15 protein-coding genes are annotated in these 18,907 nt (G+C 69.5%); 8 read left to right on the forward strand and 7 right to left on the reverse strand.

From position 1 onward, the window contains the following. The first annotated feature begins 95 nt into the window (after positions 1-95). From UUA_RS02145 to UUA_RS02160, 4 genes are all read left to right on the forward strand, one after another. Complete coding sequence (locus UUA_RS02145; RefSeq protein WP_008433868.1) at positions 96-1,403, forward strand: DUF58 domain-containing protein; 1,308 nt, start codon at positions 96-98, stop codon at positions 1,401-1,403. 234 nt (positions 1,404-1,637) lie between these two features. Further along, positions 1,638-2,018 carry a DUF4288 domain-containing protein gene (locus UUA_RS02150; protein ID WP_039953418.1) on the forward strand — a complete coding sequence of 127 codons (381 nt, stop codon included), beginning with the start codon at positions 1,638-1,640 and terminating at the stop codon, positions 2,016-2,018. Positions 2,019-2,117: 99 nt separating this feature from the next. After that, positions 2,118-2,270, forward strand: a complete 153-nt coding sequence (locus UUA_RS18700; RefSeq protein ID WP_008433869.1) for a type II toxin-antitoxin system RelE/ParE family toxin — start codon at positions 2,118-2,120, stop codon at positions 2,268-2,270. A 3-nt stretch (positions 2,271-2,273) separates the two neighbouring features. Continuing rightward, positions 2,274-2,582 carry a helix-turn-helix domain-containing protein gene (locus tag UUA_RS02160; protein ID WP_008433870.1) on the forward strand — a complete coding sequence of 103 codons (309 nt, stop codon included), beginning with the start codon at positions 2,274-2,276 and terminating at the stop codon, positions 2,580-2,582. A gap of 177 nt (positions 2,583-2,759) precedes the next feature. On the opposite strand, the gene fusA is transcribed toward UUA_RS02160, so the two are convergent. Next, a complete protein-coding gene (gene fusA / locus UUA_RS02165; RefSeq protein ID WP_008433871.1) occupies positions 2,760-4,799 on the reverse strand; it encodes an elongation factor G in 2,040 nt (679 codons plus the stop codon). Between the two features lie 448 nt (positions 4,800-5,247). On the opposite strand from fusA, the gene UUA_RS02170 reads away from it, so the two are divergent. Further along, positions 5,248-6,093, forward strand: coding sequence for a hypothetical protein (locus tag UUA_RS02170; protein ID WP_008433872.1), 846 nt, complete (start codon positions 5,248-5,250; stop codon positions 6,091-6,093). Positions 6,094-6,134: 41 nt separating this feature from the next. Then, positions 6,135-8,093 carry a hypothetical protein gene (locus tag UUA_RS02175; protein ID WP_235605859.1) on the forward strand — a complete coding sequence of 653 codons (1,959 nt, stop codon included), beginning with the start codon at positions 6,135-6,137 and terminating at the stop codon, positions 8,091-8,093. Positions 8,094-8,160: 67 nt separating this feature from the next. On the opposite strand, the gene UUA_RS02180 is transcribed toward UUA_RS02175, so the two are convergent. Further along, positions 8,161-9,303, reverse strand: coding sequence for a carboxylate-amine ligase (locus UUA_RS02180; RefSeq protein ID WP_008433874.1), 1,143 nt, complete (start codon positions 9,301-9,303; stop codon positions 8,161-8,163). Between the two features lie 415 nt (positions 9,304-9,718). Here UUA_RS02180 and UUA_RS02185 point away from each other — a divergent pair, with 415 nt between their 5' ends. Beyond that, positions 9,719-11,317, forward strand: a complete 1,599-nt coding sequence (locus tag UUA_RS02185; RefSeq protein ID WP_008433875.1) for a hypothetical protein — start codon at positions 9,719-9,721, stop codon at positions 11,315-11,317. Between the two features lie 123 nt (positions 11,318-11,440). Here the strand turns inward: UUA_RS02185 and UUA_RS02190 are convergent, their stop codons facing one another. The 5 genes from UUA_RS02190 to UUA_RS02210 form a co-directional block, all read right to left on the reverse strand. After that, a complete protein-coding gene (locus UUA_RS02190; RefSeq protein WP_008433876.1) occupies positions 11,441-13,696 on the reverse strand; it encodes a xanthine dehydrogenase family protein molybdopterin-binding subunit in 2,256 nt (751 codons plus the stop codon). Further along, positions 13,693-14,229 carry a (2Fe-2S)-binding protein gene (locus UUA_RS02195; protein WP_008433877.1) on the reverse strand — a complete coding sequence of 179 codons (537 nt, stop codon included), beginning with the start codon at positions 14,227-14,229 and terminating at the stop codon, positions 13,693-13,695. The genes UUA_RS02190 and UUA_RS02195 overlap by 4 nt, the downstream gene beginning before the upstream one ends. A gap of 51 nt (positions 14,230-14,280) precedes the next feature. Beyond that, positions 14,281-15,600 (reverse strand): APC family permease, encoded by a 1,320-nt coding sequence (locus UUA_RS02200; protein WP_008433878.1) that lies wholly within the window; start codon positions 15,598-15,600, stop codon positions 14,281-14,283. Positions 15,601-15,673: 73 nt separating this feature from the next. Continuing rightward, the gene (locus UUA_RS02205; protein ID WP_008433879.1) at positions 15,674-16,555 is read right to left on the reverse strand and encodes a PhzF family phenazine biosynthesis protein; all 882 of its coding nucleotides are present in this window, start codon (positions 16,553-16,555) and stop codon (positions 15,674-15,676) included. A 133-nt stretch (positions 16,556-16,688) separates the two neighbouring features. Further along, positions 16,689-16,877 carry a hypothetical protein gene (locus UUA_RS02210; protein WP_039953420.1) on the reverse strand — a complete coding sequence of 63 codons (189 nt, stop codon included), beginning with the start codon at positions 16,875-16,877 and terminating at the stop codon, positions 16,689-16,691. Positions 16,878-17,103: 226 nt separating this feature from the next. Between UUA_RS02210 and UUA_RS02215 the strand changes: the two genes are divergently transcribed. Further along, a complete protein-coding gene (locus UUA_RS02215) occupies positions 17,104-18,621 on the forward strand; it encodes a fumarate hydratase (protein ID WP_008433880.1) in 1,518 nt (505 codons plus the stop codon). Positions 18,622-18,907: the final 286 nt, after the last annotated feature.

Below are 18,907 nucleotides of genomic sequence, written 5' to 3' on the forward strand. Positions count from 1 at the left end.
AGGAGCGCACCCTGTGCGCGATGCTCTGATGCTCCATCGGAGCGAAGAGCATCGCGCACAGGGTGCGCTCCTACACGCACGTTCGGGGGCTGTTGATGCGGCCAGCTCCCGCGCTGCTGTGGCTGCTGCTTGGCTGGACCGTACTCGGCGTGCTGGTCAGCCTCGGCTGGCTGTCGCTCGCGGCGTGGCTGGCCAGCGGCGGCGCGGTCGCGCTGCTGGCGTTCATCGACGGCTGGCGCCTGCGCCGTATGCCGTCGCCCACCGTGCAGCGCGAGCTGGCGCCGGTGATGCCGCTGGGGCCGCAGGCGCGGGTCGGCCTGCGCCTGCGTGGCACGGCACGGCGCGCGCAGAAGCTGCGCCTGCACGACCTGCATCCGGGCGGCTGGGTGGCAAGCGGCATGCCGCGCACGGTGGTGTTGCCGCCGGGCGGCGACGTGCTTCTCGACTACGCGGTCACCCCCGACGCGCGTGGCCAGTTCACGTTCGACGGTTGCCACGTGCAACTGCGCTCGCCGTGGCATTGCTGGACCGCGCGCCGCGTGCTCGGCGCGGCATCGACGGTGCGCGTGTATCCGAACTTCGCCGCGCTGGCCGAGCTGGCCGGGCTGAGCGTGGAACTGGCCTCGCGCAGCGTCGGCGCCCGGCTGCAGCGGCGCCGCGGCGAAGGCACCGAGTTCCAGGAACTGCGCGACTACCGCGTCGGCGACAGCCTGCGCAAGATCGACTGGAAGGCCACCGCGCGCAGCAGCCGCCTGATCTCGCGCGAGTACCGCGACGAGCGCAACCAGCAGGTGGTGCTGATGCTCGACTGCGGCCGCCGCATGCTGGCGCAGGACGACCAGTTGGCGCACTTCGACCACGTGCTGAACGCCTCGCTGGCACTGGCCAGCATCGCGCTGCGCCAGGGCGATGCGGTGGGCCTGCTGGCCTGCACCGGCCAGCAGCAGCGCTGGCTGCCGCCGCAGCAGGGCAGCGGCGGCATGGACATGCTGCTCGGCGCCGGCTACGACCTGCAGGCCATGCCGCTGGCCACCGACTACCTCGCCGCCGCCAGCGCGCTGCAGGCGCACCAGCGGCGCCGCGCGCTGGTGGTACTGGTTACCAACGTACGCGACGAAGACGACGCCGAACTGCGCGCCGCGGTGAGCATGCTGTCCAAACGCCACTTGGTGATGCTGGTCAGCCTGCGCGAACTGGCCCTCGACCGCGCCGCTGCCGATCCCGGCGACGAACTGGAAACCGGCATCCGCAGCGCCGCCGCGATGCACTACCTGGCCGAACGCGAACGCGTGCACGAAGCGCTGCGCCGCGAAGGCGTCAACACGCTCGACGTGCGCTGCAGCGAACTGTCCGGCGCACTGATCGAGCGGTATCTGGCGATCAAGCGGGGGAATCGGCTGTAGAGGCCAAAAAGGCTGGCATGCGGGCGCGGTCGTGCGCTTGCCGCTGCCGGCTTGCGGTGGGAGGATCGCTGTGTGATCGGTGTTAGCGGGAAAGACTGCGGGATTAGGCGGCGTGGACAGGGGAATTCGTTGATTCGCGCAGGAAACTTCCGGCGACCGCAGCCCGATTAGGCGGGTTAGGCCGCGGAATTAGGGTTCATTCGACAACCGAATTTACAGTAAGTTAGAGCCCACATGCCAAGCACTCCACAACCGGAAGGCAAGAGATTTGCCGCCAAGCTGCTTTTCCAGTTCCGCGTTGTCGTCGACGGCGATTCTGGCGTCATGCGTACCTGCGAGGAGCGAATTATCGTTTTTCGTGCAAGCACTGCTCGGAAGGCGCTTGCGACCGCAAAACGCCGAGGCAGAGCTGCTCAGCACACCTATGAGAATGACGCTGGCCGTACGGTGTACTTTGAGTTTGTCGGCATCCAGGATCTGTTGCATCTAGGGCTCGAGTGTGAGGAAGATGAAGTCTGGTACAACATCACACAGCGCAAGCTACCCATGGAGCGTGCTGCTTCTATCCTTCCTCCGGAAGGTGGGCTCAATGCCATCCGCAACAGCGGGCTCTGACATCTCCGCAAGAGACTTCCAGACAATCCCAGCAAGGCGCTCCACAACGGCCGAAGGGCCGGTCAAGCAGGGGTCCAGTTCCTCGGCAACTATTTGAAGATGCGCGCGACCAGCGGCGCTTGGTGCACGATCTATGTGGCCAAATTCGCCCAGGCGATCTACGTGTTGCATGCCTTCCAGAAGAAGACGCAGAAAACGGCCAAGGCGGATCTGGACTTGGCCGCGCGGCGCTACAAGCTGATTGGAAGTTGAGCCATGAAGAAGACCGATTCCCGTTGGGACGACACGCGCCGTACCGAAGGCAGCGGCAACGTGTTCGTGGACATGGACTTCGACCCAGCCGAAGCGGAAGTGATGCAGTTGCGAGCCGAGGTGATGCTGCGCATCGAGCACTTGCTGCGCGAGAAGGGTTGGACACAGGCCGAGGCCGCGCGCCGTTTGGGCGTGACGCAGCCGCGCATTTCGCGACTGGTGAAAGGGCGTTGGGAGGATTTCAGCCTGGACATGCTGCTGACGCTGGCGGCGCGCGCCGGTCTGCATCCGAAGCTGCGGCTGGCGGCCTAGGGCAACGCTGTGAAGTCGTCACCCGCGCGAAAGCGGGGGCCCGAGAGGTTGCTTTCCATGGATGCTCGCTTTCGCGGGCATGACGACAAGGACTATTCCAGCGTGGCCCCGATTCAGGACGGCGAGTAAATGGGGCGGGGGGAATAAACAAAATCGCGCTTCCCGCCCATTCTGGCCTCACTCCTCCTCCACCTTCGGCTTCCACGCCGCGCCCAGCTGCTTCTGCACGGCTAGCGGCACCGCTTCGTAGTGGCTGAGGTCGAGGCTGTAGCGGCCGCGGCCGCCGGTCATCGATTTCAGTTCGGTGGGGTAGTCGGTCAGTTCGGCCAGCGGCGCCTGTGCCTTGATCACCAGCTCGCCGCCGCGCTGGGTATCGGTGCCCAGGATGCGCGCGCGCTTGCCGGCGAGGCCGCCGGTGACGTCGCCCACGCTGCTCTCGGGGATCGCCACCTCGACGTTGACGATCGGTTCCAGCACGATCGGCTGCGCCTTGCCGACTGCATCAAGGAACGCCTTCTTGCCGGCGCTGACGAAGGCGACTTCCTTCGAGTCGACCGGGTGGTACTTGCCGTCGTACACGGTCACGCGCAGGTCCTGCAGCGGGTAGCCGGCCACCGCGCCGTGCTCCATCGCCTGGCGCACGCCCTTCTCGATCGCCGGCAGGAACTGGTTCGGGATCACGCCGCCCTTCACCGCGTCGACGAATTCGAAGCCGGCGCCGCGCGCCAACGGCTCGACGCGCAGGAACACCTCGCCGAACTGGCCGGCGCCGCCGGTCTGCTTCTTGTGCCGGTGGTGGCCCTCGGCATCGGCAGCGATGGTTTCGCGGTAAGCGATGCGCGGCGGCTGCGCTTCCACCTCGACGCCGTAGCGCTCGCGCATGCGCTCCAGCATCACCTTCAGATGCAGTTCGGACAGCCCGCGCACCACCGTCTCGTTGAGTTCCTTGTGGTGCTCGACGCGGAAGCACGGGTCTTCCTCGGCCAGCCGCGCCAGCGCGTTGGAGAGTTTCTGCTCCTGGCCCTTGTGCCTGGGCACCAGCGCCAGGCCGAACATCGGCGAGGGGAAGCTGGGCGGCGCCAGCGTGATGCGGTCCTCGTCGTGTGAGTCGTGCAGCACCGCGTCGTAGTGGATCTCCTCCACCTTCGCCACTGCGGCGATGTCGCCGGGGATCGCCGCCTCGATCTCCACGTGACCCTTGCCCTGCGGGCGCAGCAGGTGGCCAACCTTGAACGGCTTGCGGCCGTCGTCGACCAAGAGCTGGCTGTCGCGGCGCACCGTGCCCTGCCACACGCGGAACACGCCGAGCTTGCCCACGAACGGGTCGTTGACGATCTTGAACACGTCGGCGATCACATGGGCCGCCGGATCGGCGCTGACCTCGAGCGGCGTGCCGTCGCCGCGCACGAACGGCGGCGGGTTGCCTTCGGCCGGGTTCGGCAGCAGCCGCGCGGCCACGTCGAGCAGTTCGCGCACGCCTGCGCCGATGCGCGCGCTGACGAAGCAGATCGGCACCAGGTGGCCTTCGCGCAGGCACTGCTCGAACGCGTCGTGCAGCTGCTGCGGGGTCAGCGCGCCTTCGCCGGCGTCGAGGTAGCGGTCCATCACGGTCTCGTCGACCTCGACCACTTGGTCCAGGATGCGCTGGTGCGCCTCGGCCAGCGAGGAGAAATCGGTGGCGCCGTCGGTGTGAAAGAAGCAGTCCAGCACCTTGCTGCTGCGGTTGGCGGGCAGGTTCACCGGCAGGCATTCGCTGCCGAACTCCTCGCGCAGCGCGTCGACCAGTGCCGCCAGCTTGGCGCCGTCGTAGTCGATCTTGTTGATCACCAGCATGCGCGCCAGCTTGCGTGCCTTGGCGTGCATCATCATGCGGCGGGTGCCGTGCTCGATGCCGTTGACCGCGTTGACCACCACCGCCACCGTTTCCACCGCGGCCAGCGCCGACAACGTGCCGCCGCGGAAGTCGGCGTAGCCGGCGGTGTCGATCAGGTTGAGGCGGCAGTCGCCGTGCTCGATCTGCGCGACGCAGCTGTCGATGGAGTGGGCGCGCGCTTTTTCCTGGCTGTCGCTGTCCGACATCGTATTGCCGCGCTCGATCGAGCCCATCGCCTGGATTGCGCCGCCCGCGTGCAGCAGCGCTTCGAACAGCGTGGTCTTGCCCACGCCGGCGTGCCCGGTGAGCGCGATGTTGCGGATACTTTCCGTGGAATACGTCACGATGCGACCCTCCCATGCAGGGCACGGCCTCGTGGCACGAACGGCACCGCACGAGGCCGCCCGTTGGCGGCTGACGATGGCGGGCCGTCATGGTCGTCCTGCGCCGGGGCAGGCGAGCCGTGCGCCGGGCAGGGGCGGTCATGGCGGAGAGACGGCGCGTGGCGCCGTCCGGCTAGCCTTGAGCCATCCGCCGGTGCGGTCAAGCTGCAGTGCGGGGAACCGTCGCGGCGCCGCGGCGGTCCCGGCGCAGGGTCGCCGCGAGCCGGTCGCCGCCACTCGCTCGGCGCAGGTTCAAGCGTCATCAGCCATGCTGTGTGCAGCCATCACCCCAAGAGGCCCCGTCATCGTTCGCCCGCAGCCGCTTGCCCGGCACCATCCTTCGCCGTCGAATGCGCCACCGGCACCGCCGGGCCGCGGCCCGGGCCTGCTGGATGACGCAGGGCGGGCATTGCTGCGGCCGGGCCGCCGGCGCGGGCCATGGCGCGACCGTCGCACACACTGGCTGGCACTGCTGGTGGCGGGCCTGCTGCACGTGCTGTTCGTGCTGGTGATCTGGCAGCAGATGCGCCCGCCCGTGATCCGTGCCGCGCCGCCCGTGCAGGAGGTGCTGCAGGTGCGTTTCATCCTGCATGCATCGCCCACCGCGACGCCGCCGCCACCGCCGTCGCCGGTCGCGCCACCGCGGGCGCGCCTGCCGCCGCGTTCGCCCGAGCCGCCGGCGAAGGGCGCGATGACCCTGCAAACACCGGCACCGACCGCCGCGCCGCGGCTCTACGACGACAAGGGCCAGCCACTGCTGCCGGCGGCCGCGGCCAGCGCGCCCGCGCCCGACTACGTGCAGCGCCTGCCACAGGGCGATCCGCGGATCATGCAGCACCGCAGCGCGGTCACCTATCAGGCCACGCGCTTCGAGAAGGACTGGAGCAGCGGCGGCAATGCGTTCGACAGCGCGCTGCAGAAGCTGGTGGAGAAGACCACGGTGAAGAAGACCGTCCACCTGCCCGGCGGCGTGCGCATCCACTGCGGCGTTTCGCTGGCCATGCTGGCCGGTGGCTGCGGTGGTGATGCGCCGCCACCGCCTTCGGCGAAAAGCGGTGACGAGCGCCTCAGCATGGCGCCCACGAAACCGCTGGCGGGCGACGCGCATGCGCCGCGGAAACCCAGCGAGGAGGCATGCATCGCGATGTACCGCGCCGGCAAGCCGCTGACGTGGGGCTGTCCGGTCGATACCGCGAATCGCGCGGTCGACGCCGAGCTGCGCGAGCGCGCCGCGGGTGCCGCGCGCCGTCACTGAGCGTCATGCGGAGGCGCGCTCGCGCCCGCTACACTCGCCGCATGCCCCCGCCGCCGGACCCGCCAGCCGCCAGCCGCCCCGCCAATCCGGCGCGGGTGATGCTGAACTCGCCGCTGGCGGCGGCCACGCGTGCCAGGGTCTACCACCAGCGCAGCCGTCCGCGTCCGCACGAACGCGGCCTGCGCATCCTCGCCATGGTTGGCGCGTTGCTGGTGCACCTGGTATTCCTGTTCGGCTTCGTGCTCGGCCCGGCGTTCGAGGTGGTGCCGCCGCCGGAACCGCGGCAGCAGCAGCTGCAGGTGCGCCTGATCGAGCTGCCCGAGCCGCCGCCACCGCCACCGGTGCGCGGCACCCCGCCGAAGGAGCGCGGTCCGCGGCATCAGGGCCGCAGCCGCCGACCCGCGTCGGTCAGCGAGCGCAGCGCGAACACCGAAGCCGTGGTGGCGCCGCCGCCGACGGCTGTTGCGCCGCCGGTGATCGCGAAGGCCGCGAAGACGCACGCAGCGAAAGCGCAACCGCCCGCCGCGCTGCCGGCGCCGGTAAGCCTGCCGCAGCCGGCGCCGACGCCCGAACTGCAGCCCGTGCCGCTGGCCGGCGAGCCGCCGACGGTGACGCTGCCGACGCCGGCCGTGCAACCGCCAGCGCCGCCGAAGTTCCAGCCCGAAGCGGTGCGCCGGCCGCAGCTGGAAGGCAACCGCCCGATGCCGGCGCCACCGTCGCTGGCGCTGCCCGAGCTGCCACTGCAGGCCGCGCCGCCGATCACCATCTCCAGCATCGCGTTGAACACCGAACGGCCGAAATCCGCCGCGCCGGCCAGTGTGGCGCCGGTGCGTGCGCAGCTTCCCGCCGCGCCGCCGGTACCCGAGTTGCAGCCCGTGCCGTTGCCGGCGCAGCCTTCGCCGAACGTCAAGCTGCAGGCGCCACTGAGCATGCCGGCGCCGACCTTGCCAGCCGAGAAGCCGCAGCTGCAGGCGCCGTCGATCGAGGTGGCCGAGGCGGAACTCGAGGCGGTGCCGCTGGCACCGGCGGCACCGGCGCAGGTCGAGCCACCGGCGCCAAGCGCGAAGATAAAAGTCAGCAATCCGGCGCGACAAACAGCCGTCCAGCCGTCCATCGAACGGCCGCAGTTGAGTGCGCCACCGGAGGTCGCTGCCACCGCCACGCCGGCTCCGCCGGCAACCAGTCCTCCGGCGCAATCGTCATCGCCCGCGGCAGCCGAACAGGCGACCTCAAGCTCCGCGGAGACCAGCAGCACGCCTGATGTCAGCCGTGCTCCCGACGCCACGGCGCAAGGCAGCGACCTGGGCACACCCGGCAGGCCCGAAGGCGTGGTCGCCGCACCCGAAAGCGCCAGCGCCACGGCCGCGTCGCCGGCGGCGCGGCAGGGCAGCGACCAGGGGCGTCGCGGCGAGCAGCCCGGCAAGGGCCAGCTTGGTGGCCACCAGCCCGGCGCGGCAGAAGGCGAACGGCAGGGCTCACTGGACAGTTATGTGCAGCTCAAGCCGCGCGGCGACACCGAGATCATGCGCCACGGCGCGCCGAACATCGGCTACCAGCCCACCCGTTTCGAGCAGGACTGGACGCCCGAAGGCGAAAGCTCGATCGACACCGCGTTGCGCCGCGCGGTGGAGAAAACCACGGTCAACCACACCTTCCATCTGCCGCGCGGCGTGCGGGTGGAGTGCTCGATCAAGCCGCTGCTGCCGATCGCGCTGCTCGGCTGCGCCAATCCCGACCCGCCCCCCAAGCCAGTCGACGCCAAGGCTTATGAGCGCCTGCACCTGGCGCCCGCCAACCCGGTGGCCGCACCCGCGCCTGCGGCCAGCCGTGCCGCCCCCGTGCCGATGGTCAGGGTCGACAACAGCGCCGAATGCGCCGCCGCCCGCGTTGCCGGCGGCCCGCCGCCGCCGGACTGCACAGGCATCGTGCTGCCGGTGAAACCCGCCGCCCCCGCGCCGTCATCCAGCTCGTGGGTTCCGGCGAGCGACCAGTTCCACTGAGTCGCGGCGGAAGTCATTCCCAATCAGGCGGACCGGATGCGTCGCAGGCTCGCCGCTTCTTCCTTGATCACTCCGAAACCGAAATGCTGGTTTCAGCCAGCCAGTCGATCACGGCGCGAAGTGCCTCGATGTTGCCTGATCCCGCGTTCCGCAGGCTGTGATAAAGAACCAGTTGCTGCTGCGCGCTGGTGCCGCGGGTGACGATGGTGTTGAGATGCCGCAGGGGTACTTCGCAGTCCAGCTCGTGCGCATCTTCTGAAACCAGTTCGATGGCGGCGTCGAGCACGCGCACGCACTCGACCACCCCGCCGGTGGTTTCGTCGATGAAGCTCGCGTCGGGGCCGAAGCGTTTCGCGCGCCAGCGGTTCTCGTCGATGATCCGGCGGGTGAGGGCGGTTCGCGCCTGGCCGAGTTCAGGCCTGCGCACATGGGCCCGCACCAGGCAACGGAACAGGGCGGCCAGCGCGAGGGCGTCCTCGAGGTGCGTGCAGGCATCCGCGATGCGCAGTTCGAGCGTGGGGTAGCGATGCGCGGGGCGGATCGCCCACCACAGGAAACTTGCATCCTTGATGGCGCCGACCCGCGTCAGCAGTTCGCAGAAGGTGCGGTATTCGGCCTCGTCGGCGAAGAAGTCGGGGATGCCGGAGCGTGGCCACTCGTCGTAGGCGGACTGACGGTAGCTGAGCAGGCCGGTGCAACGGCGGTTCCAGAATGGCGAGGAGGTGGACAGTGCGAGGAACAGCGGCAGCCACGGCATCAGGCGGTTCATCAGCGCAACACGATCGACGTCGGTCGGGGGCGCCACGTGCACGTGCAAGCCACACAGCAGGTTGCGGCGGCCGACCATCTGGAAGTCGTCGATGATCCGCGCGTAGCGCGATCTGTCCGTCTGCGTCTGCTGATGCCAGGCGCTGAGCGGGTGCGTGCCCGCGGCGACGATGCGCAAGCCGGCGCTGTCGGCAAGCTCGGTCAGGCCGCGGCGCAACCGCGCCATCTGTGTGCGTGCCGTGGCCATGTGCTCGAACACGGGCGAGCTGAGCTCGATCTGCGACTGCAGCAGCTCGCTGCCGATGCACGCTCCGAAGCGTTGCCGGCACCGCTGCAGGAACGCCTTGGGCACGCGCGAGGGCGCGCGACGCGTGGCGGGACTGACCAGGAAGAACTCTTCTTCCAATCCAAACGTGTAGGGGCTGGAAGGCTCGGTGGCCATCGGGAGCTCCGGCGTGGTTGGTGCCCCAGCATCACGCATCGCGCATGACGATTCCGTTGGAGGGATGCCGCACGCCTCGGCGGGCGGCACCTCGACGTCGAACGCCACCCCGCCTTTCGATGGCACCGGAGTTGATGGAGTGCCGGTGTCGCGGAGTGGCGGTCGCCGTTGCCGTGACCGCCATGGGCTAACACGAAATTGATCGTATTCGCAGGAAATTGCGCCGGATTGAAAGGCTGCCGGAAGTTGCGCGGCGCCATATGCTGGCACCTTTCCGCGGGGGCGCGGCATCGCATGCCGCGATGCGGAGAGGCGTCACCGGTGTGGACTCGCGGCCCGGTCGTCGCAGGCACCGTTACTCGCGTCCGCATCCGGTTCAGAGAAAGCCAATGCTGTTTTCTGAAGGGAGAATTCCATGTCTTTGTCGACCTCCGGCGGCCTCAGCCTCGCACTGTGTGCCGCCATCAGTCTTGCCATCACCGGTAGCGCCCAGGCCACCACCACCACGGGGCCCGAGGTCACGCCGGCGGTGCAGCACGACACCCTGCATTCGCTGCGCGGCGTGATGCCGCGTCCGGATGATTTCACCAAGAACTCGCATGCACATCCGGCTCACCGGCTGCCCTTCATCGACGGCCCCGGCAACCAGACCGACGGCGCCGTGCAGAGTGGCCCCACTGGCAGCTTCGCGCCCGCGCTCGGCGCCGGCTTCGACGGCGTGGGCCAGGGCTTCAGCGGCCCGCAGGGTACGTTCACCGTCAACAGCGCGCCGCCGGATACCAACGGTGCGGTCGGCGCCACGCAATACGTGCAGATCGTCAACAGCGCGTTCGCGGTGTTCGACAAGTCGACCAAGGCCGTGACCTACGGCCCGGTGACGACCAACACGCTGTGGGCCGGCTTCGGCGGCCCGTGCGAAACCGACAACGACGGCGACGCCACCGTGGTCTACGACAAGGCGGCCGGCCGCTGGGTGATCTCCCAGTTCGCGGTGACTGCCGCGCCGTACTACCAGTGCGTGGCGGTCTCGGCGACCAGCGACGCCACCGGCGCCTACTATCGCTACGCGTTCCCGTACGGCAGCGTTTTCCCGGACTACCCGAAGATGGGCGTGTGGCCGGATGCCTACTACGAAACGTTCAACATGTTCAGCGGCAACACCTTCTCCGGCGCGAAGCTCTGCGCCTATAACCGCAACGCGATGCTGAGCGGCGCCGCGGCCACGCAGCAGTGCTTCCAGTTGTCCACCAGCTACGGTGGCGTGCTGCCGGCGGACCTCGACGGCGCCACCGCGCCGCCGGCCGGTTCGCCGAACTACCTGATGAACTTCGGCTCGAGCAGACTGAACCTGTGGAAATTCCACGTCGACTGGGCCAACACCGCCAATACCACGCTGACCGGGCCGGTCAGCATTCCGGTGGCCTCGTTCGCCGCGGCCTGCGGCGGCGGTACCTGCATTCCGCAGGCGAGCGTCAGCCAGAAGCTCGACTCGCTGGCCGACCGGCTGATGTTCCGCCTGGCCTACCGCAACTTCGGCACTCACGAATCGCTGGTGGTCAGCCACTCGGTTGCGGTCGGTACCACGCGTCGCAACCCCTATACCGGCGTGCGCTGGTATGAGGTCCGCAGCCCGGGCACGACGCCGGTGGTCTACCAGCAGTCCACCTTCTCGCCGGACACCAGCTACCGCTGGATGGGTTCGGTGGCGATGGACAAGATGGGCGACATGGCGCTGGGCTACAGCGTGTCCAGCAGCGCATTGCACCCGGCGATCCGCTACACCGGTCGCCTGGGCACCGATGCGCTGAGCACCATGCAGGCCGAGAACAGCATCATCGAGGGCCTGGGTTCGCAGAGCGGCAACAACCTGTCGCGCTGGGGCGACTACAGCGCGATGACGGTCGACCCGGTCGACGACTGCACGTTCTGGTACACCACCGAGTACCTGAAGAGCACCGGCTCGTTCAACTGGAACACGCGCATCGCGTCGTTCAAGTTCCCGGGCTGCCTGTAACCGATGCACCGTCCGGCCTTGTCGGCCGGACGGTCTCGGCGAGTCATACGGAACGGGGTCGCCATTGGGCGGCCCCGTTTTTCTTCTGGAGCCTTCGCGACCGGGGCGCCGTCTGTCGGATGTTCACAGCAGCCGCAGCAGTTCCTTCATCAACGGCAGTCGGCGCACGCGCACGGCGCTGGCGCGGAATACCGCGTTGGCCAGCGCCGGCGCGGCGGTGGGCATGGCGAGGAAACTGGCGCCGACCGGTGCGCGGTCGCCGGGGACGGTGATCACTTCGACGTCGTTCGGCAGCTGCGCCATGCTGGCCAGCGGGTAATCCTTGTAGCTGTGCTGCTGCACCTGGCCGTCCTTGACAGTGATCGCCGCATTCAGCGCGATGGACAGCGCGTCCAGCGTCGCGCCGGCCACCAGGCCCTGCAGCCCCAGCGGGTTGATCACGCGGCCGACGTCGACCGCGCAGACGACGCGCTGGATGGTCAGCTGTTCGCCCTGCATCGCCGCCTCGATCGCATGCGCCACGTAGGCACCGTCGACGTGCCAGCAGGCGATGCCGAGACCGTTGATGGTGCGCAGCCAGTTCTTCCACTCGATGCGGTCGGCGACCAGCTTGAGCACGTTCACCAGGCGACCGGTGTCCAGCGTGCCGCCGCTGCTCAACGGCAACGCGCGGGGTTCGCCGAGGATGCGCAGGCGGGTTTTCAGCGGGTCCTCGCGCATCTGGTGCGCGAGCTCGTCGATGAAGCTTTCCACCGCGAACGCGTTGCTGAGGTGGGGCATGCCGCGCATCGGGCCGCGCGGCTGCGCCGACTCCAGCGCGTACCAGTCGCTGCGGTAGTTCGGCACCAGCGCGGCGGGCAACTGGTCGGCCTGCAGTTCGGACGTCCACAGGCGCTCGTCCGGCGTGCCGCGACGCGCCAGCGCGGAGGCGCTGGCCATGCGCTGGTGCCAGGCCAGCAGCTGGCGCTTGCGGTCGACGATCGCGCTGATCCGGTGCACGCTGCCGGCGCGGTAGTAGTCGTGGCCGAAGTCCTCGCCGCGCGTCCACAGCAGGCGCACCGGCTTGTTGACGGCCTTGGCCAGCAGCACCGCTTCGGCGACGTAGTCGTGGTCGAGCCGGCGGCCGTAGCCGCCGCCGACGCGCGGCACGCGGATGTCGATGCGGTCGGGCGCCAGGCCGGTCAGGCGCTGTACCACGGCCCAGGCTTTCTGCGGCGCCTGGGTCGGCACGACCAGGCTGGCACGGTCCTTGTCCAGCCGCACCAGGCAGTTCATCGGTTCGGCGGTGGCGTGCGCCAGCCACGGCTGCACGTAGGTGGCGTCGAGGCGGCGCGCGGCTTTCTTGCCGGCGGCATCGACGTCGCCGTCGTTGCGCACGCGGCTGGTGGGCAGGGCATCGCCGGCGAGCAGGGTGGTGGCCTGCTGCTCCAGTGTGGCGCTGTTCTCGCCGCTGCTGGCGCCGGGCTTCCATTCGAGCTGGAGTTTCGCGCGGCCCTGCAGGGCGGCCCAGGTGTTTTCGGCCAGCACTGCCACGGCCGGGGCGATCACCGTGCTGCCCAGCGGCTGGCCGGGCTCGGGCTTGAGCTGGACGACCTTCAGCACGCCTTTCACGGCGAGCGTGTCGGTGGTGTCGATGCGTGCCAGCGTGCCGTCCGGCCACGGGCAATGCGTCAGCACGGCGACCAGGGCGTCGCCGTAGTAGTGGTCGATGGCGTAAAGAGCTGTGCCGGTGACGATGGCGCGCGCATCGACGTCGCCGGCGCTCTGGCCGATCAGGCGGTAGGCGGCGGCGTTCTTCAGCGGCGGCACGCTGGACGGGAGCGCGATCTTGCCGGCGTCGGCGGCCAGGCTGCCGTAGCCGAAGCGGCGGCCGTCCGGCGCGATCACCGTGCCGGCCTCGCAGCGCAGGCGGCTGGCCGGCACGCCGAGCCGGCGCGCCGCCGCCTGCAGCAGCAGCCAGCGCGCCACCGCGCCGATCTGGCGTAGGTCGTTCCACGCTGCGGGGATCGAGCCGCCGACGCCGCCGACCTGATGGCCGTAGGTCCAGCGCGGCTTGCCGTTGTCGTTCTCCACGCCAAGGCCGAGCGCCACCACGCCGACGCGGTTCCAGTCGGCGTCCAGTTCGTCGGCGATGATCCGCGGCAGCGCAGTGGCGACGCCGCTGCCGGTGTCCGGGTCGCGTGCGCCGATCAGCACACTGCCGCTGGCGTCGATGCGTACGTAGGCGCCGAGGTCGTAGAGGTTGTCGCCGAGCATGGCCGGCGGCAGTGGCGCATCGGCGGCGTCGGCGACGCGGATGCCTACCACCAGCGCACCGGCGCCGCCGGCCAGCACCTGCAGGAAGCGCCGGCGCGAGAGCCGGATGCCATGGCCGCTCATGCGCGGGCCACCTTGCCGGCAGCGGCGCGCTTGATCGCGCGGCGCACGCGGGTCTGGCAGCCGCAGCGACACAGGTTAGGCAACTGGTCGATGTCGCCATCGTCCGGCTGGGGCTTGCGCCGCAGCAGGTCAACGCCGGCGATCAGCCAGCCCGGCGTGCAGTAGCCGCAGCCGATCGCGTCCTCGTCGATGAAGGCCTGCTGCAGCGGGTGCAGGCTGCCGTCGTTGGCGGCCAGGCCTTCCACCGTGGTCACCGCCTTGCCGGCCAGTTTGGCCAGCGGCTGCGTGATCGCGGAGACCGCCTTGCCGTCGACCAGCACCAGGTCGGCGCCGTTCTCGCCGGCTTCGCCGCCGTACTTGGTGCCGGTCAGCCGCAGCACGTCGCGCAGGTACCACAGCAGCGGCATCTGCGGGTCGCCGGTGTGGCGGAAGCGCTCGCCGTTGACCTCGAGGTCGATGCCGTCGCGGATCTTCTCCGCCACGACGCCGCTTTCCTGGGCGGTCGACAGGACCTGGGCTTGCACGCGCGCCATCCATCATCTCCTCGGGGTCGATCCGCGCATTGTGGCATTGCTAGCCGCAGGCTAGGGACGCGCGCGGCTGAACAGGCGACGCCAGAGCGCATAGACCGGCACGCCGGCGAGCATGATCAGCAGGCCGATGCCGGTGTTGCGCGGGTTGTCGCGCAGCGACAGCAGCACCACCAGCGTCACCGCGGCGACGAACAGCAGCGGCAGCCACGGGTAACCCGGCACGCGGAATCCCTCGTTGCCGGCATCGTGGCGGCGGTACCAGAACAGCGTGGCCACGCCGATCGCGCAGGCCAGCCAGTCGCCGAAGGTGGCGTAGTCCAGCAGCTGGCCGTAGCTGCCGGACAGCGCCAGCACGATGGCCCAGCCGGAAAGCAGCAGCAGCGCGGTGTTCGGCGTGCGCCAGCGCGGGTGCAGCCGCGCCACCGCGCGGAAGAACAGGCCGTCCTCGCCCATCACCTGCAGCACCCGCGCGCCGGCGACCAGGGTGATGTTACAGAAGCCCAGGGTGGAGATCGCCACGCCCAGCGCGATCAGCTTCGCGCCCAGCGGGCCGGCCACCTGCTGCATCACGTCCGCTGCCGGCGCGCTGCTGGCGGCCAGCCCGGCATGGCCGAGCACCGCGAGATAAGCCACGTTGACCAGCGCATAGGCGCCGATCACCAGCAGCATGCCGAGGGTCAGCGCGCGCGGCAGCGTGCGCTGCGGGTCGCGTACCTCGCCGGCGAGGTTGTTGAGATAGGTGAAGCCGGAATACGCGAACAGCACCGGCAGTGCCGCGCCCATGAAGCCGACGCCGTGGCGCACCGGGTCGGCGGCCAGCACCTGACCGTGCCCGGCGCCGGCGAGGAACAGGCCGCACACCACCAGCGCCGCCACCGCCAGCAGCTTGAGCAGGGCGAACAGGTTCTGCACCTGCGCGCCGAGGCGGATGCCGAACAGGTTGATGCCGCTGACGAAGACCAGCGCGCCGACGGCGAGCGGCAACGTCCACGCCGCCGGCAGCCCGAACAGCGCGGCAGCATAGCGGGCGAAGATCGTCGCCACCGCCGCGGTGGAGCCGGAGTAGATCACCAGCAGCATGGTCCAGCCGAACAGGAAGCCGGCCAGCGGCCCGAACGCCTCGCGCAGATACACGTAGCTGCCGCCCGCGCGCGGTCGGCGCGCGCCCAGCTCGGCGTAGCACAGCGCGCCGACCAGGGTGAGCAGGCCTGCAGCCACCCACATCAGCAGCAGCGCCAGTCCCGACTCGGTGCGCTGTGCCACGATGCCGGGGTTGAGGAAGATGCCGCCGCCGATGACGCCACCGACCACGATCAGCGCGGCGTCCCACGGGCGCAGGCTGCGCACGTAGCCGGGAGAGGCGTCGTTCATGCAGGGGAGGTCGCTGGCGGAGGGAGCCGCAGCATGCCGGCCGTCGCGCGGGCAGGCAAGCGTTCGGAGACGTTCAGTCCAGCTGCAGCTCACCACGGATGACCACGGCGCAGGCGCCGCCGATGCTGATGCTGCCGTCCGCCGCGTCGCGCACCACCTCGACGCAGCCGTCGCGGGCCACTTCGCGCCCCTGGCTGGCGCGGTAGTGCAGGCCATAACCCGCCGGGTCGCCGACCTCGGCGAGGAAGGTCATGATCGCCGCGTTGGCGCTGCCGGTGACCGGGTCCTCGGGAATGCCGTCGGCCGGGCAGAACGCGCGCACGGCCATACTCGCCTCGCCGCTCCGCTGCCGGCCGAACACGCTGACGCCGACGGCGCCGGCAGCTTCGCAAAGCGCGCCGATCGCGGCCAGGTCGGGTTGCAGCTGCCGCACCGCGGCCTCCTCGTGCAGGTCGCAGACGAACCACCGCGGCCCGTTGTCGATCAGGCGCAGCTGGCTTTCCGCCAGTTCGGCATGCACGGCCCAGCCGAGCCGGGCACGCTGCTGTGCCGCCACGTTCCGCAACGTGGCCGGCGGCGCCTGCACGCGGATGATCCGGCTGCCGCCGCTGCCTTCGACGCGCACCGGCAGCAGCCCGGCCGCGCACTCCTGCAGCAGCTGCCGCTGGTCCGGCGGCACCAGGCCGGATTCGATCGCGGCATAGGCGCTGCCCACGCTGGGGTGGCCGGCGAATGGCAGTTCCTGGCGCGGGGTGAAGATGCGCACGCGGTAGTCCGCCGCGGCGCTGGTCGGCGGCAGCAGGAAGGTGGTTTCGGAAAGGTTGGTCCAGCGCGCGAACGCCTGCATCGTGGTGTCGTCGAGGCCGTCGCCGTCGACCACCACGGCCAGCGGATTGCCCAGCAGCGGCTTGCCGGAGAACACGTCGAGCTGGATGAAGCGGCGGTTGCGGGGCATGGTGGTTTCCGGTCGGGCAACCGCCCGAGGATGGCACCGGCGGGCGCTGCCGGAAAGCGACAGTCGGCAACGCCGCCCGGAAACGGAAAGCCGCCGCGCGGCGGCTTTCCGTGCAGCGTGCCCGCCAAGGTGCTCAGAACGCGTTGAGGAACACGGCCAGATTGTTCACGTTGAGTGTGCCGATGCCGGCGCCCGGCGCGTCGCCCTTCTTGCCGGCGTAGAACCCTGTTGTCGAAACGTCGGGCCCGTTGCGGCTGCGGCAGTTCGCCGGCGGCTTGCAGTCGAGTCCACCCCATACCCCGATCGCGGCTCCAGAAGACAATCCGCGCTGGTCGCATGAGTCTGGACCCGCGCGTCTGATCGTGGAAGTGTCTGATCACCAGAAATTTCTTGCGACTTGTGCCTGGCGCGCCGCACGTGCGGAAGCATGCGGCCGCGGGCCGCTTTCGGGCGGAGGGCCGATTTGCGGCACAATGAGAGGGTCGTGCGCCGCGAACAGCCGTTCGCCGGCGCCTTGGTCCCCGAATCGAAGCCGCCTGTCCAGACCCATGACCACCATCAAGCAAGCAGACCTGATCCAGTCCGTCGCCGACGCGCTGCAGTACATCAGTTACTACCACCCGGTCGACTACATCAAGAGCCTCGCCGCCGCGTACGAGCGCGAGGAATCGCCTGCCGCGAAGGACGCGATGGCGCAGATCCTGATCAACTCGCGCATGGCCGCCGAAGGCCACCGGCCGCTGTGCCAGGACACCGGCATCGTCACCGTGTTCCTCAAGGTCGGCATGAACGTGCGCTGGGACGACGCCACCATGTCGCTGGAGGACATGGCCAACGAAGGCGTGCGCCGCGCGTATCTGAACCCGGACAACAAGCTGCGCGCCAGCGTGCTGGCCGATCCGGCCGGCAAGCGCACCAACACGAAGGACAACACGCCGTCGGTGGTCAACATGTCGATCGTGCCGGGCGACACCGTCGAGGTGATCGTGGCGGCCAAGGGCGGCGGCTCCGAGGCGAAGAGCAAGTTCGTCATGCTCAACCCGTCCGATTCCATCGTGGACTGGGTGCTGAAGACCGTGCCCACCATGGGCGCTGGCTGGTGCCCGCCGGGTATGCTGGGCATCGGCATCGGCGGCACCGCCGAGAAGGCGATGCTGATGGCGAAGGAAGCGCTGATGGAGGAGATCGACATCCAGGAGCTGATCGCGCGCGGCCCGGCCAACCGCGCCGAGGAGCTGCGCATCGAGTTGTTCGACAAGGTCAACGCGCTGGGCATCGGCGCGCAGGGCCTGGGTGGCCTCACCACCGTGCTCGACGTCAAGGTGAAGGATTTCCCGACCCACGCGGCGAACCTGCCGGTGGCGATGATCCCGAACTGCGCCGCCACCCGACACGCGCACTTCGTGCTGGACGGCTCCGGTCCGGTGATGCTCGACCCGCCGTCGCTGGAAGACTGGCCCAAGCTCACCTACGACGCCTCGAAGGGCCGCCGGGTGAACCTCGACACGGTGACCCGGGACGACGTCGCCAGCTGGAAGCCAGGCGAGACCCTGCTGCTCAACGGCAAGCTGCTCACCGGCCGCGATGCCGCGCACAAGCGCATGGTCGAGATGCTCAACCGTGGCGAGCCGCTGCCGGTGGATTTCAACGGCCGCTTCATCTACTACGTCGGCCCGGTCGACCCGGTGCGCGAGGAGGTGGTCGGCCCCGCCGGTCCTACCACGGCGACGCGCATGGACAAGTTCACCGAACAGGTATTGGCGCAGACCGGCCTGCTCGGCATGGTCGGCAAGGCTGAGCGCGGCCCGGCGGCGATCGAGGCGATCAAGAAGCACCGCTCGGTATACCTGATGGCCGTGGGCGGCGCGGCATACCTCGTCTCCAAGGCGATCAAGGCATCGCGCGTGGTCGGCTTCGCCGATCTGGGCATGGAGGCGATCTACGAATTCACCGTCGAGGACATGCCGGTCACCGTGGCGGTCGATGCCGGCGGCAGCTCGGTACACCAGACCGGCCCGCGCGAATGGCAGGCCCGCATCGGCAAGATCCCCGTCTTTGTTCAATAAACCCGTGCGCGCAGCGCACGCCTTCGCCTCCTCCCCCTCCGGGGGAGGATTGAGGAGAGGGTGCGAGACTTGCGCGATCCGGCATGGAGGTGTGTCGGCGCACGCGTTTGCCTCCCCCTCCAGCGACCGAAGGAAGTCCCTTGCGGGAGGGATGATTGAGGTGGGATAGCGCAAGGTCACCGCCAAGCCTCGAAAGCGCCATGCAGGTGCCCGACACACGAGGCAATCTCGCCAGCCAAAATCAAAAGCCAGAAGCCCCCCCCCAACCCCCCCCCTGCAAGCAGGG

It is taken from the genome of Rhodanobacter thiooxydans LCS2 (assembly GCF_000264375.1).
Classification (GTDB): domain Bacteria; phylum Pseudomonadota; class Gammaproteobacteria; order Xanthomonadales; family Rhodanobacteraceae; genus Rhodanobacter; species Rhodanobacter thiooxydans.

Coding starts and splice junctions, on each gene's coding strand:
- UUA_RS18700 (WP_008433869.1), top strand. CDS start 2,118: ATGCGCGCGACCAGCGGCGCTTGGTGCACGATCTATGTGGCCAAATTC.
- UUA_RS02185 (WP_008433875.1), top strand. CDS start 9,719: ATGTCTTTGTCGACCTCCGGCGGCCTCAGCCTCGCACTGTGTGCCGCC.
- UUA_RS02160 (WP_008433870.1), top strand. CDS start 2,274: ATGAAGAAGACCGATTCCCGTTGGGACGACACGCGCCGTACCGAAGGC.
- UUA_RS02200 (WP_008433878.1), bottom strand. CDS start 15,600: ATGAACGACGCCTCTCCCGGCTACGTGCGCAGCCTGCGCCCGTGGGAC.
- UUA_RS02205 (WP_008433879.1), bottom strand. CDS start 16,555: ATGCCCCGCAACCGCCGCTTCATCCAGCTCGACGTGTTCTCCGGCAAG.
- UUA_RS02215 (WP_008433880.1), top strand. CDS start 17,104: ATGACCACCATCAAGCAAGCAGACCTGATCCAGTCCGTCGCCGACGCG.
- UUA_RS02175 (WP_235605859.1), top strand. CDS start 6,135: ATGCCCCCGCCGCCGGACCCGCCAGCCGCCAGCCGCCCCGCCAATCCG.
- UUA_RS02145 (WP_008433868.1), top strand. CDS start 96: ATGCGGCCAGCTCCCGCGCTGCTGTGGCTGCTGCTTGGCTGGACCGTA.
- UUA_RS02190 (WP_008433876.1), bottom strand. CDS start 13,696: ATGAGCGGCCATGGCATCCGGCTCTCGCGCCGGCGCTTCCTGCAGGTG.
- UUA_RS02150 (WP_039953418.1), top strand. CDS start 1,638: ATGCCAAGCACTCCACAACCGGAAGGCAAGAGATTTGCCGCCAAGCTG.
- UUA_RS02180 (WP_008433874.1), bottom strand. CDS start 9,303: ATGGCCACCGAGCCTTCCAGCCCCTACACGTTTGGATTGGAAGAAGAG.
- UUA_RS02195 (WP_008433877.1), bottom strand. CDS start 14,229: ATGGCGCGCGTGCAAGCCCAGGTCCTGTCGACCGCCCAGGAAAGCGGC.